General features: G+C 42.7%; 14 protein-coding genes and 1 pseudogene. 12 read left to right on the top strand and 3 right to left on the bottom strand.

The features are described 5' to 3' along the window. Positions 1-76: 76 nt before the first annotated feature. Positions 77-500 (bottom strand): annotated as a pseudogene (tnpA, locus tag ACVW2L_RS19195) (IS200/IS605 family transposase). A 3-nt stretch (positions 501-503) separates the two neighbouring features. Further along, positions 504-2,063 carry a pseudouridine synthase gene (locus ACVW2L_RS19190; protein ID WP_457129563.1) on the bottom strand — a complete coding sequence of 520 codons (1,560 nt, stop codon included), beginning with the start codon at positions 2,061-2,063 and terminating at the stop codon, positions 504-506. Positions 2,064-2,310: 247 nt separating this feature from the next. Here ACVW2L_RS19190 and ACVW2L_RS19185 point away from each other — a divergent pair, with 247 nt between their 5' ends. Next, on the top strand, positions 2,311-3,093 hold the full coding sequence (locus ACVW2L_RS19185) for a lytic transglycosylase domain-containing protein (protein ID WP_457129562.1): 783 nt from the start codon (positions 2,311-2,313) through the stop codon (positions 3,091-3,093). Between the two features lie 67 nt (positions 3,094-3,160). On the opposite strand, the gene ACVW2L_RS19180 is transcribed toward ACVW2L_RS19185, so the two are convergent. Continuing rightward, positions 3,161-4,459 carry an esterase-like activity of phytase family protein gene (locus ACVW2L_RS19180; RefSeq protein ID WP_457129561.1) on the bottom strand — a complete coding sequence of 433 codons (1,299 nt, stop codon included), beginning with the start codon at positions 4,457-4,459 and terminating at the stop codon, positions 3,161-3,163. Between the two features lie 179 nt (positions 4,460-4,638). On the opposite strand from ACVW2L_RS19180, the gene uvrA reads away from it, so the two are divergent. The 11 genes from uvrA (at position 4,639) to ACVW2L_RS19125 (ending at position 14,755) form a co-directional block, all read left to right on the top strand. Beyond that, on the top strand, positions 4,639-7,482 hold the full coding sequence (gene uvrA / locus ACVW2L_RS19175; protein WP_457129560.1) for an excinuclease ABC subunit UvrA: 2,844 nt from the start codon (positions 4,639-4,641) through the stop codon (positions 7,480-7,482). 68 nt (positions 7,483-7,550) lie between these two features. Beyond that, a complete protein-coding gene (locus tag ACVW2L_RS19170; RefSeq protein ID WP_457129559.1) occupies positions 7,551-7,802 on the top strand; it encodes a type II toxin-antitoxin system Phd/YefM family antitoxin in 252 nt (83 codons plus the stop codon). Further along, positions 7,799-8,053 (top strand): Txe/YoeB family addiction module toxin, encoded by a 255-nt coding sequence (locus ACVW2L_RS19165; RefSeq protein WP_457129558.1) that lies wholly within the window; start codon positions 7,799-7,801, stop codon positions 8,051-8,053. Before ACVW2L_RS19170 ends, ACVW2L_RS19165 begins: the two co-directional genes overlap by 4 nt. 68 nt (positions 8,054-8,121) lie before the next feature. After that, positions 8,122-9,096, top strand: a complete 975-nt coding sequence (locus ACVW2L_RS19160) for a hypothetical protein (RefSeq protein WP_457129557.1) — start codon at positions 8,122-8,124, stop codon at positions 9,094-9,096. Beyond that, entirely contained in the window at positions 9,080-9,718 is a 639-nt protein-coding gene (locus ACVW2L_RS19155) for a glycosyltransferase (protein ID WP_457129556.1), read from the top strand. The genes ACVW2L_RS19160 and ACVW2L_RS19155 overlap by 17 nt, the downstream gene beginning before the upstream one ends. Next, positions 9,678-10,211, top strand: coding sequence for a glycosyltransferase family 2 protein (locus ACVW2L_RS19150; RefSeq protein ID WP_457129555.1), 534 nt, complete (start codon positions 9,678-9,680; stop codon positions 10,209-10,211). Before ACVW2L_RS19155 ends, ACVW2L_RS19150 begins: the two co-directional genes overlap by 41 nt. 92 nt (positions 10,212-10,303) lie before the next feature. Then, a complete protein-coding gene (locus ACVW2L_RS19145; protein ID WP_457129554.1) occupies positions 10,304-11,500 on the top strand; it encodes an ABC transporter permease in 1,197 nt (398 codons plus the stop codon). Positions 11,501-11,542: 42 nt separating this feature from the next. Further along, positions 11,543-11,725 carry a hypothetical protein gene (locus ACVW2L_RS19140; RefSeq protein ID WP_457129553.1) on the top strand — a complete coding sequence of 61 codons (183 nt, stop codon included), beginning with the start codon at positions 11,543-11,545 and terminating at the stop codon, positions 11,723-11,725. Continuing rightward, the gene (locus ACVW2L_RS19135) at positions 11,709-12,782 is read left to right on the top strand and encodes a PP2C family protein-serine/threonine phosphatase (RefSeq protein WP_457129552.1); all 1,074 of its coding nucleotides are present in this window, start codon (positions 11,709-11,711) and stop codon (positions 12,780-12,782) included. Before ACVW2L_RS19140 ends, ACVW2L_RS19135 begins: the two co-directional genes overlap by 17 nt. A 65-nt stretch (positions 12,783-12,847) precedes the next feature. Continuing rightward, positions 12,848-13,456, top strand: a complete 609-nt coding sequence (locus ACVW2L_RS19130) for a ribonuclease HII (RefSeq protein ID WP_457129551.1) — start codon at positions 12,848-12,850, stop codon at positions 13,454-13,456. Between the two features lie 96 nt (positions 13,457-13,552). Further along, the gene (locus ACVW2L_RS19125) at positions 13,553-14,755 is read left to right on the top strand and encodes a glycosyltransferase family 4 protein (RefSeq protein WP_457129550.1); all 1,203 of its coding nucleotides are present in this window, start codon (positions 13,553-13,555) and stop codon (positions 14,753-14,755) included. The last annotated feature ends 70 nt before the right edge of the window (positions 14,756-14,825 follow it).

Genomic DNA, 14,825 nt, shown 5'->3' with positions numbered 1-14,825 from the left:
GCAGATAAAAAATAACGATTTAGGTAAAGCCCCCACCTAAGGCGGGGGCCTTACCTAACCTCTGAAAGGGTGTTCCTCAGAAAAGTTTCAGATCTGTTGAGCCGTCTTCTTTCCGTTCTTCTGTTTCCTGATATTTTACGTAATTCTTTATCCGATCTTCATCCACTCCTACTGTAATCACAAAATAACCCCGACTCCAAAAATGATCACCCAATATGGCTTTTTGCGCAGACTTGGATAATTCTTGAACATCAGTATTGCTGTTTTTTCCTTCAGTACCCCATGAAATCACTCACACTCAGCTTTGGGGGGATGCTACATACCAAGTGTATGTGATCTGGCTGAATATTCATCTCCAATATTTCTACCTCTTTTCATTGACAAATCGCTTATATCTTATTTTCAAGCGTATCGGCAACAACATCGCGTAGAACACGAAATCGGCACTTCGGTGTCCAAACTATATGATATACACAACAGCAGGGGTTACAATTATATATATTTTACTTAATCAAATGTTTTAGCTGGATGATCTCTTTCTCATCTAAAAAGCGCCAGCGGCCACGCGGAAGATCTTTTTTGGTAAGGTTGGCATATACCACCCTATCCAGTTTTACTACCTCATAACCTAAGCTTTCAAATATACGGCGCACAATACGGTTTTTGCCGCTGTGGATCTGTATACCTATCTCGCGTTTCGAGCCACCTGCCACGTATGATACCGTATCAGGTTTAATAAGGCCGTCTTCCAGTTCAACGCCGAAACCAATTTTGTTCAAATCGCCCTGCGAAACACTTTTACTTAACTCAACATGGTACAACTTACTTATGTTGCTGCGCGGATGTGATAATTTATCGGCCAGATCACCATCATTGGTCATTAATAATAAGCCAGTGGTGTTGCGGTCCAGGCGGCCGATCGGGTAAATGCGTTCGCGGCTGGCTTTTTCAACCAAATGCATAACCGTGCGGCGCTCCTGCGGGTCATCTGTAGTAGTTATATAGTCTTTAGGTTTATTTAACAATACATAAACCATCTTTTCGCGTTTCAGCATTTCGCCGTTATAGCGAATTTCGTCTTTAAACGGATCAACTTTGTAACCCAGTTCATTTATCACCTCGCCATTAACAGATACTACGCCGGCTTCAATCAGCTCATCAGCCTTACGCCTTGAGCAAATGCCTGCATTAGCAATGTAACGGTTCAGCCTGATCAGGCCACTTTCCTTTGGTTCGGTAGCTTTCTTGCTACGCATGGTTCTAACCGGCGCCTCAGAATCGTCACCTTCGGCCCTTGGTTTGCGGAAAGGTTTGTCACCATCGCGTTTAAACGCTCCCGGTTTTGCGCCGTTGTCGAATTTCTTTCCACCGCGCGATTCAAAACCAGCTCTTTTTGGTTTATCAGTGCTGCCACCTGCGCGTTCGGGTTTTTTCTCGTATGATGTTTCAAAACGTTTTTTCGGCCCGCGGTCGTCGCTAAAATTTCTTTTAGGTCTGTCCTCAGCGCCCTCGGTTGAACGGCTTGCGTATGGTTTTCTATCACCGTCATTGCTTCTGCCTTCACTCCTGTCTCCGCCAAAGTTTCTTTTTGGTCTATCGTCAGAGCTACCTGTTGAGCGTGTGCCGTAAGGTTTTCTGTTTGAATCTGTACTCCGGGTTTCGCTTCTTTCGCCGCCAAAACTTTTCCTTGGTCTGTCCTCGCCGCTATCGGCTGAACGGCCGGAATACGGTTTTTTACGGGGCTCGAAAGTTTTACCTTCACTCTTTTCGCCGCTAAAACTTCTTTTAGGGCGATCATCATCACCGGTCGGTCTTCCTGAGTAAGGTTTACGCGGACCGTAGCTTTTCTTTTCGCCTGATAACGAGAAAGCACTCCGTTCAGCAGCCGGGCCGCTTGAATATCTTTTTTTAGAATCGCTGTTGCTTGATTTGTCCGTGCTTTTTGAGAAGCTACCACGGTTTGACGAAGAGGGTCTTTTTGAACTATCATCTCCCTTTGTACTGCGGCTTGATGACTTGCCGTTTTTGTCGTCGCGACTGTTTGTTGGTCGTTTAAATACCATATATTTTTTGATTGCGCTTTCGCAGCGTGAAGCCGCAAAGATAGCGTTTTTAGGCCCCAAAACGGGGCTTTTTTCAATTTTTTTTGCCGGTTCAAAAACTGCGTTTAAACCACTTTAAACCGCGATTTTTAACTTATTTTAAATTTCTCAAAACACTAAGCCTATGATAAGTGTTTGACAATGTGCTTAATATAAGATACCTTTGCAAAACATTTTACCCAATAGTTCATTAAAAAACGAAGAAAAAATGATGAAAAAACACTTAATTACGTGCTCCGTAATAGTGGTGCTGCTAATCATTTTAAAGCTTAACACTGCCAGCTCAATAGTAACAAAACCCGCGCCAAAAACAGTAACGCCGGTTGCGTACGTAATACCCAATTTGGTTATTAACACTAAAACTACTGAAGCAATTAAGGGTTACAGCTTTGCTAACGAGGCCATGCCCGTTAACGCAACTGTTTACAGAAAATTACAGAAATCACTTACAAAACACAATTTTAAAAACATTCAGTCTAATATACTGCATGCTAAGGCATTAAAGCTGTTTCCTATTATTGAGCCTATTTTAAAAGCCCACGGCATACCAGAGGATTTTAAGTACCTCCCACTGGTTGAATCGGGTTTAAGAGAGGGAACCTCGCCAAAGGGAGCGTCGGGTTTATGGCAATTTATGCCGGGTACCGCACGTACTTATGGCCTAAAGGTTAACCGCAAAGTTGATGAGCGCAAGAATATTGAGAAATCAACAATTGCGGCATGCAGGTATATTAATGATCTGTATGACGAGTTTAACAGCTGGACATTAGCAGCCGCGGCTTACAACAACGGATCTGTTAAACTGGAAAGGGCAATAAACAGCCAAAGCGAGGACAATTACTTTATGATGAAGCTGAACCGCGAGACGGGCAACTACGTGTATAGTATAATAGCAATGAAAGAGATTATTGCTAAACCCAAAAAGTATGGCTACTCTGAGTACTACACACTCGTAAAGTTTGAGCCAAAAAATTTTATCGCGTATAATTAACCATTTTTACGGAGCACATGCGAGCCCGGTTGCCAATGGCAAGCCGGGCTTTTTTATGCTTTAACAATTATTTAAGCTTTACAAAGTAAATGCGGTTGTGGTCAACACTGCCGCTGCTCGCTAATATTTTTGCCATAAAACCGCTTGCGCCATTATCTACAACGCCAAAGTCGTCATCGTTTGATACTGCAAGTATATTACCCGGAAGCAATGCAATACCTTCTGCCTTATCATGCGGATAAACCGTTGGAAGATCTTTTAAAAGGTCTATTGCCAACGTTTTTGTAACCGGGATAATGCCCGCGCCGGTTAATCCCGTCATATCATTCAGTTCTTCAACTGTTTTGCCTCCATATAATTTACCAGAAGCGGTATTTGCAGCGTCAGAAATATCGGTAGCGCCGGAAATATCAATTTTAAATATCTTTTTGAAGGTAGCGGGATTAGTTGCTGCGCCACCATATAAACCATCACGTTCAATTGTAAGGAAGGTAGTGGCGTTTAAAGCCAATATTTCGCTGCAACCTGTAAGTGTGATATTATCCATTAAGTAAGCATATTGTTTAGTTGTCCCGGTGGCTATGTCAAATGTTAATATCCGCAGCACTAATGAGTTAGCAACGGCAGTTTTTGATGGATTATACATAGGCGATTGCATTAAGCCTACAAGCGTTTTACCATCAGGTGTAATAGTTAATCCCTCCATACCACGGTTGGGCCTGCGGCGTGCAAATACCAATGGAATTTTACGGCCGCCTGTGCCGCTGCCAAATGGATTAATACGTTCAATTGTACGGCCTGTGGCATCAAAATGTACAATATGCGGGCCGTACTCATCGCTTACCCAAAAAGAGCCGTCGCTTGCGCGTACTAAGCCTTCAGAGTCAATGCCATCTTCACTGGTTGTTAACGCATTCCCGTTTAAATCATAAGGTAATTCGCCTGTGTTTCCGGCCCCGATAGGGTTGGGTAAACCATTTAAGTTAGCACCTGCAGCATTTTTAAAGTTGATGACCTGCTCTAACACCAATTTTCCGTCTTTCAATCTGAATTTACCAATTGCAGGGGTAAAATCTGATTTACCTAAGATTATTGATCCGGGTACAGTAGTACCGGCAACGTTCGGTCCGCGATCTGTCATCAGGTAAAAAACAGTGGGATCATTAGGGTCAGCAGCAACTGCCGAGCCGTAGCCACCGTTGTAAACTTTAACACCGGCAGCGGTAGTCATTAACAATGCGGGGTCACTTGCTTCGGCCATCGCCGGGTAGGTAATGGTTTCATCAGGAATTTCAGTTTTATTTTTTTTGCAGGCAGCAACGCTGATAGCTGCAAAAGCTAATACGCCAAGTAACGTTTTTTTCATTTGTAATAAATTTTTAATTTTCGCACCAAAGAAACGCTTGCCGTATAACCTCACTGTTAACATAAAAACAATTTGTATTCTGTGTATTAAAAGAATCTGGCAATCCGGCAACGCATCTGTTTTTGCTTATATTTGCTTAAATTTTTAGCATTTTTACCGGCAACGGTTTTATATATAATATGGACGACAAACACATCGACCTGGGCGAGCAGAGTGAAGTAGAGGTATACGGGGCACGGGTACATAATTTAAAAAACATAGACGTTTCTTTTCCGCGTAACAAGCTGGTAGTTATTACCGGCCTGAGCGGTAGCGGCAAATCATCCCTGGCTTTTGATACCATTTATGCCGAGGGGCAGCGCCGTTATATGGAAACATTTTCTGCCTACTCGCGCCAGTTTATGGGCGGTATGGAACGGCCGGATGTTGACAAAGTTTCGGGCTTGAGCCCGGTTATAGCAATTGAGCAAAAAACAACCAGCAAGAACCCGCGCTCAACTGTGGGCACCATTACAGAGATTTACGATTTTATGCGCTTGCTTTATGCCCGTACCGGCATAGCTTACTCGTATATAAGCGGCGAGAAAATGGAGCGCATGAGCGAGGACCAGATCTTTAAAACCATATTAGACAGGTTTGACGGGCAACCCATTAATGTAATGGCCCCGGTGGTTAAGGCACGAAAAGGGCATTACCGCGAGTTGTTTGAGCAGATACGCAAACAGGGCTATTTAAAGGTCTATATTGACGGTGCTATTACCGATGTAGAACCTAAAATGCAGTTAGACAGGTACAAGATCCATGATATTGATATTGTGGTTGACCGGCTGATGGTGAACGCCAGCGACAGCAAGCGCCTTTATGATTCCATTCAATCCGCTTTAAAAACCGCAAAGGGTATTATCCGCATAGCAGATAAAGACAATAACGTTTATTATTTCAGCAAGTATTTGATGGACCCGGTTTCGGGAATCTCATACGATGAACCGCAACCTAATACTTTCTCGTTCAACTCGCCATACGGCGCCTGCGATAAGTGTAATGGCCTGGGTTATATTTTTGAGGTGGACGAAGCATCGGTTATACCTAATCCAAAACTCACTATTATGAATGGGGGCCTGGCACCCTTGGGCGAGTTCCGCGAAACATGGATCTTCCAGGTGTTGAAAGCGCTGGCAAAAAAATATGAATTCTCGCTTTCTGTCCCGATAGAAAAACTGGACCGGGAGAAACTGGATATAATTTTAAATGGCACGCAAGAGCTGCTTACCGTAGCCGTTGAGTACAACAAGTGGAACGTTCAAAGCTACCAGATAACCTTTGAGGGCATCATCCGTATGTTGGAAGAGCAGCAGGAGCGCCGCAACGACGAAGGTATGGACGATATGGAAAATTATCGTGTGTTGAAAACCTGCCCTACCTGCGAAGGTGCCCGCCTGAAAAAAGAATCGCTGCATTTTAAGGTTGACGATAAGAACATTTTTGAACTATCAAGCATGGATATCATCTCCCTGCGCGATTGGTTTACCGGTTTAGAGGGCAGGCTTGATGAGCGCCAGAATATTATTGCCAAAGAAATATTGAAAGAGATCCGCGCGCGAATAGGCTTTCTGCTTGATGTGGGCTTAAGCTACTTAACGCTTGATCGTACTGCCAAAACGCTGTCAGGCGGCGAGGCGCAGCGTATAAGGCTGGCTACACAAATAGGTTCGCAACTGATGAATGTGATGTACATTTTGGACGAGCCAAGCATAGGCCTGCACCAACGTGATAACGAGCGACTGATAAACGCACTTAAAAACCTGCGCGACCTGGGCAATACCGTATTGGTTGTTGAACACGATAAAGACATGATACTGGAAGCCGACCATGTTATTGACATGGGCCCGGCAGCCGGTGTACATGGCGGCCAAATAGTAGCGCAAGGTACTCCGGCGCAATTAATGGCGCAACACACCCTTACTACATCCTACATCAATGGTGAGCGCGAAATAGCTATCCCCCAAAAACGACGCGAGGGCAACGGTAAAACGTTATCGCTTAAAAAAGCGACAGGGCATAACCTAAAAAAGGTGAGTGTAGACATTCCTTTGGGTAAGCTGATAGGCATTACAGGCGTATCAGGCAGTGGTAAATCCAGCCTTATAACAGAAACGCTGTATCCTATCCTTAATCATCACTTCTTTAGGGCTAAAAAGCACCCGTTGCCTTTTGCAACAATAGAAGGACTGGAACATATTGACAAGGTTATTGAGATAGATCAAACGCCTATTGGCCGTACGCCGCGCTCTAACCCGGCTACGTATACGGGTGTTTTCTCTGATATTCGCAATTTGTTTGTTGCCTTGCCTGAGTCGAGGATCCGCGGTTACAAACCGGGGCGTTTCTCGTTCAACGTAAAGGGCGGCCGTTGCGAAACCTGCCAGGGCGCGGGTATGAAAGTTATTGAGATGAACTTTTTGCCTGATGTGCAGGTGCCTTGCGAGGAATGTAGCGGCAGGCGCTATAACCGCGAAACCTTGGAAGTACGCTACAAAGGCAAATCAATAAGCGATGTGTTGGATATGAGCATTGAGGATGCTGTGCCGTTTTTTGAGCATATCCCTTCTATTTATCGTAAAGTAAAAACGCTGCTTGATGTTGGTTTGGGTTATATCCGTTTAGGGCAGGCATCAACCACCCTATCTGGCGGCGAGGCGCAACGAGTAAAACTGGCTACAGAGCTTTCTAAAAAAGACACCGGCAACACCTTTTATATTTTAGATGAACCAACCACAGGTCTGCATTTTGAAGACATTAATGTTTTGCTTGGTGTGCTACAACAGTTGGTTGACAAAGGCAATACCGTATTAGTTATTGAGCATAATCTTGACGTTATAAAGGTAGTTGACCATGTTATAGATCTTGGCCCGGAAGGTGGCTCAGGTGGTGGTACGATACTCTTCTCGGGCACCCCAGAAGGTTTGTGTAAAGTAAAGAACAGCTTTACAGGTAAGTTTTTGAAGAAAGAGATGGGGTTGTAATATTTTCTATTGTACAATAATTTGTACAATAGAAAATAAGTAGTTACCTTTAACTAAACAAGAAACTTATGATTACAACTTATTCCGATTTTCGCCAACAATTAAAGTCGTGGTTAGATAAGGTTAGAAATGATCATACACCTCTATTTGTTACCAATGCAAAGGGAGAAGATGTTGTAGTGCTTTCAAAATCTGACTATGAAAGCATGGAAGAAACATTTTACCTACTAAAAAACCCTAACAACGCTGCAAGATTATTAAAAGGCATTGCAGATTACAATAAAGGCTATGCCAAGGAAAGAAATCTTATTGAAGAATGAAGATCATTTTTTTGGAAGATGCCTGGGAAGACTACCTGTATTGGCAAAACACCGACAAGGCTCTGCTAAAGAAAATAAACATTTTAATAAAAGACATTGACCGCCAGCCTTTTGAAGGAAACGGAAAGCCCGAATTATTACGCCATAATCTTACCGGATGGTGGTCGCGGAGAATTAATTTAGAGCATAGGTTGGTTTATAAAATAGACAACGATGCGATTATAATACTACAGTGTAGGTATCATTATTAACGCATTGTAATATGCCCCCGGCAAACAATTTAGCCATTTGAATTGTACCTTGCACAAATATTTCTGAATTGACCGCTACTACCAAAAAGTTTATCTCCTATGCGCTAAAAGCCACTATACTTAGTGCTGCCTGTTATTTTATCATTCATCAATACGTAAACAAAGGGGATACTTTAAAACAGTTTGAAGTACTGATAAGCCATATTCCGCAAGGGCATGTTATAGCAATAATGTCGTTGGTTGTTGTTTTAATGGTGGCTAATTGGACACTGGAAGCCTTAAAATGGAAATACCTTACCCGTAATCTGGCACAAATTACCTTATGGGAATCTATTGAAGGCGTATTTTGCGGCCTCACCTGGGCTGTTATAACGCCTAACCGTTTTGGCGAGTACGGAGGCCGGGTTATGTACCTGCCACCACGCAAGCGTATTCATGGTGTATTTGCAATGGCGGTAGGTGCGTTTGGACAAAATGTTATTACCAATGTGCTCGGCTTTATTGCCATGGCGTGGTTTGCCTATTCTTTTCTAAATTTAAACACGCTGATGATGACAGGCGCATTTGTATTTTCGTGTACATCTATCGCGTTCTTCCTGATACTTTATTTTAATATTAAATGGGCGGTCTGGTTGCTTGACCGTATTCCCTTTCTCAGCAAATTTCATCGATTTTTTGAGATAATGGGCAGATACCGCTTTGCCGAACTGCGTACAATTATGTATTTCTGTCTTGGCCGGTTTTTCATTTTCTCTTCTCAATATTATCTGGTCATCCATTTGCTTATTCCGCAAATACCTATGTACGAAGTGTTTTTGATGGTATTTATTGTTTTCTTTATACAATCTGCATTACCCTCTCTTGATATTTTTGATATCGCTGTGCGCAGTGCGGTAGCTACAACAGTATTTGCCTACGTGACCGATCAACATGTGGCTATAATTGCTGCTTTTGCATCAATCTGGCTGATAAATCTTATTTTTCCGGCAATAATAGGTTCAGTATTTACGCTAAATATTAAATTCTTTGATCGTAACGCTTAGTATCGCTTTTTTATCGCTCACCGGTTTATACCTGCTGGTGCTTTTATATCTGATAAGGGGATGGGCGGCGTTAAAAACACCACGGGTAAATCCATCAGGTTTTACAACGCGGGTTACTGTACTTATAGCGGCACGTAATGAGGCGGAAACCATCCATTTAACTATTAACGATATTTTAGCGCAGGACTTCCCTAAACATCTTACCGAAATTATAATAGTTGACGACCACTCAACCGACCGTACTGCAGACATTATACGCAGTTATAGTGACCGGGGCGTAAAGCTTCTTCAGCTAAATGAGGACCAACCGCTTAACTCCTATAAAAAGAAAGCAATAAGCGAAGCCATTGCCCTATCAACAGGTGATTTAATGGTGGCCACTGATGCAGATTGCCGTATGGGCAATAAATGGCTATCAACTATTGTTGGGTATTTTGAGGCCGAACAACCGGTTATGATCTCTTCGCCGGTTAGCTATTTTGAAGAAAGGTCCCTGTTTGAACGTATGCAGGCGCTTGAGTTTTCGTACCTTATTGGCGTTGGTGCCGCTTTTATAGGTAATGGTCGCGCCTCAACTTGTAATGGGGCCAATCTCGCCTACCACAAGGATATTTTTTTATGAAGTTGGTGGCTTTAAAGGTATTGATGACCTTGCGTCGGGAGATGATGAGTTGTTGCTCCAAAAAGTCGCGCTGCGCTATCCCGGGCGAATTGGTTTTACAAAACTTACAGATGCTGTGGTATATACCCACGCCAAGCACAATTTATCAAGCTTTTTGCAGCAACGCCGGCGCTGGGCATCAAAATCAACCCGTTATAAAGATAAAAAAATAGTGGCCTTAGCAGTAGGGATATGGCTATTCAATATATCATTGCTGATAAGTGCTGCGCTTAGCTTTTTTAGTTATGATATTTTTATGCTTTTTCTGCTACAATTCGCGCTTAAAATTGCGGTCGAAGCGTGGTTCCTCATTCCAATAATGCTGTTTTTTAAAAGGCCCGGTATGGTACCATTGATTCTGCTCGTTTCGCCTTTGCATGTTATATACCTTGTTTATATCGGCCTTATCAGTAATAACAGCAAGTATATTTGGAAGGGGCGGATGGTAAGGTAGCAAACTACCCCACTATCATTCTATTGAAATTTTCTGAACCCGATTTGCCGATAGCTGTTTATTAAACGATATTTAGCCAAACAATTAAACAATTGGCTGAATTAACCCCCGCGCAGCGCACCTGGAAAGTATTTAAGCGAAACAAATTCGCAGTAGTGGGTCTCGCTTTTATTATCATTACATCAGTTATAGCAGCATTGGGTTATTTAATAATGCCCGATGATACCCCGCTGGCCAATAATCAAACTATACAACTCAGCCTTAAAAAACCCGGGACCAGCTTTATAATGCTTCGGCTTAAAAAGCCGGAGTATGTTGATACGGTATCTTTTTTTACCAAGGTATGGTACGGGCAACCCGCGGTTTATACAGAGCTACCCATAGTAAGTTATAGGTTTGATAAAGATCTGATCCTTGTAAAAGAGTATATAGGCGATGAAGATAAACCTGAAACGCGCAGCTACAATATCTACGAAGTGGTAAGCGGTATAAAGCCTGTTTACAAGCGCGGCAAAGTAATTATAGGGCAGAAAACTTTAAACGCCGGTGAAGCCGCAAACGTCAGATTTCAAGATCAGATAAAATCGCATCACATCGCCCAAAAAACCTTTTGGCTGGGTACAGATATTTATGGGCGCGATATTTTAAGCAGACTGATATTAGGCGCGCGCATATCTCTTTCTGTAGGTGTAATGGCCGTAATCATCAGCTTACTTATCGGCGTTACAATTGGTGCTTTAGCGGGTTATTTTGGTGGATGGATAGATGGCGCTTTAAGCTGGTTGATGAACATATTATGGTCACTGCCCGCCCTGTTGCTGGTGTTGGCCATATCCTTTGCATTGGGCAAGGGCCTGTGGCAAATTTATGTGGCCGTAGGTTTATCCATGTGGGTTGAAGTGGCAAGGCTGGTACGCGGGCAGGTTATCAGCATAAAACAAACGGAATATATTGAGGCCGCACGAGCGCTTGGCTATGGTAACACACGCATTATTATCCGCCATATTTTACCCAATATTATGGGCCCTATTTTAGTGATGGCCTCTTCTAACTTCGCATCGGCAATATTGTTAGAGGCCGGTTTAAGTTTTCTGGGCTTTGGTGCCCAGCCCCCTACCCCCACCTGGGGCGGCATGATACGCGAACATTATGGCTATATAATTATGGATGCTGCCTACTTATCAATTATCCCCGGCCTTGCTATTATGTTGGTGGTTTACGCATTTAATCTCATAACGGTAGCGCTCCGCGATGCTTTCGATATAAAATCGCAAAACACACGTATGTAAAAAAAAATTTCTATTTTAGACAACGCCGAGCAAGCTTACCAAATGCAGGATATAAACCACCCCTCAGGCGAAGAAGAACTAATACGTTTGCTGTTAAAGCGGCAATCTGAGCTGAACTCGCTACTTGAGGTAACCCGTGCTATCAATAAAAACACATCCACAACTGTATTGATACAGATGCTGGAAGTAATTCTGCAAAATCATTTGCATGTTGGGGCGGTTTAGGTTTCTGATAGAAAAAGACAACAAATACGCCTGCATATCAAAATACGGTGGCGAGATTGAACCCACAGGTATATTAAGTAAAGCCTGCGCTAGCTTAAGTAAAATACGGTCGCCGGAGCCTTTGGCTAAAAGCGCCAATACGGTGCTTAATAAATATAATTATTTTATCCCTATATATCATAAAAGCAAAGCGCTCGCTTTCGCGCTGATAGGCGATTTCAGCACCTCGGGCGAAATGCTGAGCAACGACCTCAACTTTATACAAACGCTTGTTAATGTAGTGGTGGTTGCCCTTGAAAACAAGAAACTGTTTAAAGAAAGATTACAAGCAGAACGTTTTCAGCGTGAAATGGAACTGGCGGCCGAGGTTCAAAACATGTTGATCCCTTTAGGGGTACATAAGGAAACCGCGGTAGAGGTGGGCGCAAGATATTTGCCTCATCAAAATATTGGCGGCGACTATTTTGACTTTATACGTTTAAATGAGGATGAGTTTTTATGGTGTATTGCTGATGTATCCGGCAAAGGAGTTTCGGCGGCATTGTTAATGGCGAACTTCCAGGCGACATTACATGCCTGGACAGCGGTTGAAGATGACCTGACAAATATCGTGGAGCGCCTTAATCAAAAAGTTATAGGCAATACAAAAGGCGAGCGGTTCATTACCTTGTTTATAGCCAAATACAATGAGAAAACCCGAAAGCTTAATTACATTAACGCTGGCCATAACCCTACCATACTTTATTCTGAAGGCGAGGCCGTAACGCTTAAATTGGGTACCACCATGATAGGCGCTTTTGAACAGCTGCCTTTTTTAAACCAGGGCGAAGTTGATATTGAACCGGGAAGCCTGTTGTTTAACTACACCGATGGTTTACTTGATTTTGAGCCCTACGGTGATAAGGAATGGACCGAGGAACAGCTGCTCGATTTTGTTATAGTAGAGGGAGAAGAAACACCCGACAACTTTAACCAAGCGCTTTTAAATCATTTAAACATCACCATAAAAGGTAAACCCATTGATGATATTACGATGCTTACCTTGCGCATATTTTAAATTTTGTTAAAAACGTGTGAAAAACATTTGTTGCACCGTTTAAGTAAAAACCGTCTTTTTGTATTGTGTTATTAGCCAGATTTCAGCATGAACTAATTGAGGCCGGTTGCGACGAAGCGGGTCGTGGCTGCCTGGCAGGCCCTGTGTTTGCAGCCGCTGTTATTTTGCCACATGATTTTGAGCACGAATTGCTCAATGATTCAAAGCAACTATCAGAGGAAGTGAGATATACCTTACGCGATGAGATTGAGCAAAAAGCAATAGCCTTCGCCGTAGCCTCGGTTGATAATATTGAGATAGACGAGATCAACATACTTAACGCATCGTTTCTGGCCATGCACCGGGCCATTGAAAAACTGCACTTGCAGCCGCAATTGTTATTGATTGACGGCAACCGCTTTAACAAACACCAAACCATCCCTCATCAATGCATTGTAGGTGGCGATGGTAAATACTTTAGCATTGCCGCCGCTTCTATTTTAGCCAAGACCTACCGCGATGACTATATGAAGCAAATAGCCTTGCACCATCCGGAATATGAGTGGCACAGCAACAAAGGCTATCCAACTATTAAACACCGCAAAACCATTTTACAAATTGGCTACACCCCATATCACCGCCGCACTTTTAGGGTAACGATGCTGGATGCAGGAGAAGAAGTGGTGGCGTTTTAGTCCCTCAAAATTACATTTGTATGTCCGGGCAAGTCTTCGTTACCTTGTTTCTATGAGGCATTTAAGCTATTTTTGGTTTTAACCCTAAATTTAGTTTTGAAGATTCTTATTCTGTCTCATCGTGTACCGTTTCCGCAAAACGGTGGCTACTCTATTGTGGTGTGTAACACCATAAGGGGCTTGCTGCGTATGGGTCACCAGGTATCAGTTTTAGCACTTAACACCAAACCCAGCCTTGAGGACTGCCTGCCTGATGATGATCTGCTTGGTAAAATAAGTTATAAAGCCTATAGCATAGACATTACTGTTACGGTATTGCAGGTAGCGACAAATCTTCTTCAAAAGACATCCTTTAATATTGACAGGTATTACGATGAAGGTTTTGAGCGATTGCTTATAAACGAAGTAAAAACAAACGAGTTTGATATTATTCAGTTTGAGGGTTTGCTTACCACGCTTTATTATGATGCTGCAAGAAAGAACTCAAATGCGCGGCTGATATATCGCGCCCACAATATTGAGAACCAATTGTGGGAACGCCTTTCGCAACAAAAAATAGATCCTTTTAAAAGATCATATTTAAAGCTGCATGCCCGGCGCATAAAAAACTACGAGCTTCATCAGCTTAACAAGTTTGATGCCTTGCTGGTGTTTACCAACGAAGATAAAAACACCCTGGTTAAAGATGGTATTAAGGTAAAAATGCAAGTATTGCCTATAGGTATTAGACTTGATCAATACGCCCCTGACCATAGCCTGATAGAGTTTCCGAGCTTGTTTTTTTTGGGATCATTGGATTGGTTACCTAACCGCGAGGGTATGCAATGGTTCCTTGAAAATTTTTATAAGGACATAGCCGACGGGACATTAATGACCAAACTTTATGTTGCCGGTAATGACATCCCCGAGCTTTTTGATGATTACGAAGCGCTTGGGAAAATTTTTATTCAGGGTGAGGTTGATAATGCGCTGGAATTTGTAAACAGCAAGGCAATAATGATAGTGCCGCTGTTAACAAGCGGCGGTATGCGCGTAAAAATTGTAGAAGGCATGGCTATGCAAAAATGTATTATCTCTACATCCTTAGGTGCCGAGGGTATTAATTATGTGGATGGCCGGGATATACTGATAGCTAACAGCATTGAAGAGTTTGGTAAGGCTATAAAACGCTGTATCAGCGACGAAGAGTTTTGCAGCGAAATAGGCGATAACGCGCGGAAATTGATAGAGGCAGAAAACGACATTCAAATTATAACCCAAAAACTGATTGATTTTTACCACAGCTGCCTACAGTCTTAATATAAAGTTTAAGGAACCAATCAGCCTGCTAAGCTGCTCAATTTTATTACTTTTGCCCCGGTTTAGTTTA

The sequence above is a fragment of the Mucilaginibacter sp. HD30 genome (assembly GCF_054061755.1).
The sequence above is the reverse complement of the archived record's forward strand: the minus strand, read 5'-3'. Positions and strand labels throughout refer to the sequence as shown.

Coding starts and splice junctions, on each gene's coding strand:
- ACVW2L_RS19165 (WP_457129558.1), top strand. CDS start 7,799: ATGAAGATCATTTTTTTGGAAGATGCCTGGGAAGACTACCTGTATTGG.
- ACVW2L_RS19190 (WP_457129563.1), bottom strand. CDS start 2,063: ATGGTATTTAAACGACCAACAAACAGTCGCGACGACAAAAACGGCAAG.
- ACVW2L_RS19185 (WP_457129562.1), top strand. CDS start 2,311: ATGATGAAAAAACACTTAATTACGTGCTCCGTAATAGTGGTGCTGCTA.
- ACVW2L_RS19180 (WP_457129561.1), bottom strand. CDS start 4,459: ATGAAAAAAACGTTACTTGGCGTATTAGCTTTTGCAGCTATCAGCGTT.
- ACVW2L_RS19170 (WP_457129559.1), top strand. CDS start 7,551: ATGATTACAACTTATTCCGATTTTCGCCAACAATTAAAGTCGTGGTTA.
- ACVW2L_RS19135 (WP_457129552.1), top strand. CDS start 11,709: ATGTTGGGGCGGTTTAGGTTTCTGATAGAAAAAGACAACAAATACGCC.
- uvrA (WP_457129560.1), top strand. CDS start 4,639: ATGGACGACAAACACATCGACCTGGGCGAGCAGAGTGAAGTAGAGGTA.
- ACVW2L_RS19150 (WP_457129555.1), top strand. CDS start 9,678: ATGGGGCCAATCTCGCCTACCACAAGGATATTTTTTTATGAAGTTGGT.
- ACVW2L_RS19140 (WP_457129553.1), top strand. CDS start 11,543: ATGCAGGATATAAACCACCCCTCAGGCGAAGAAGAACTAATACGTTTG.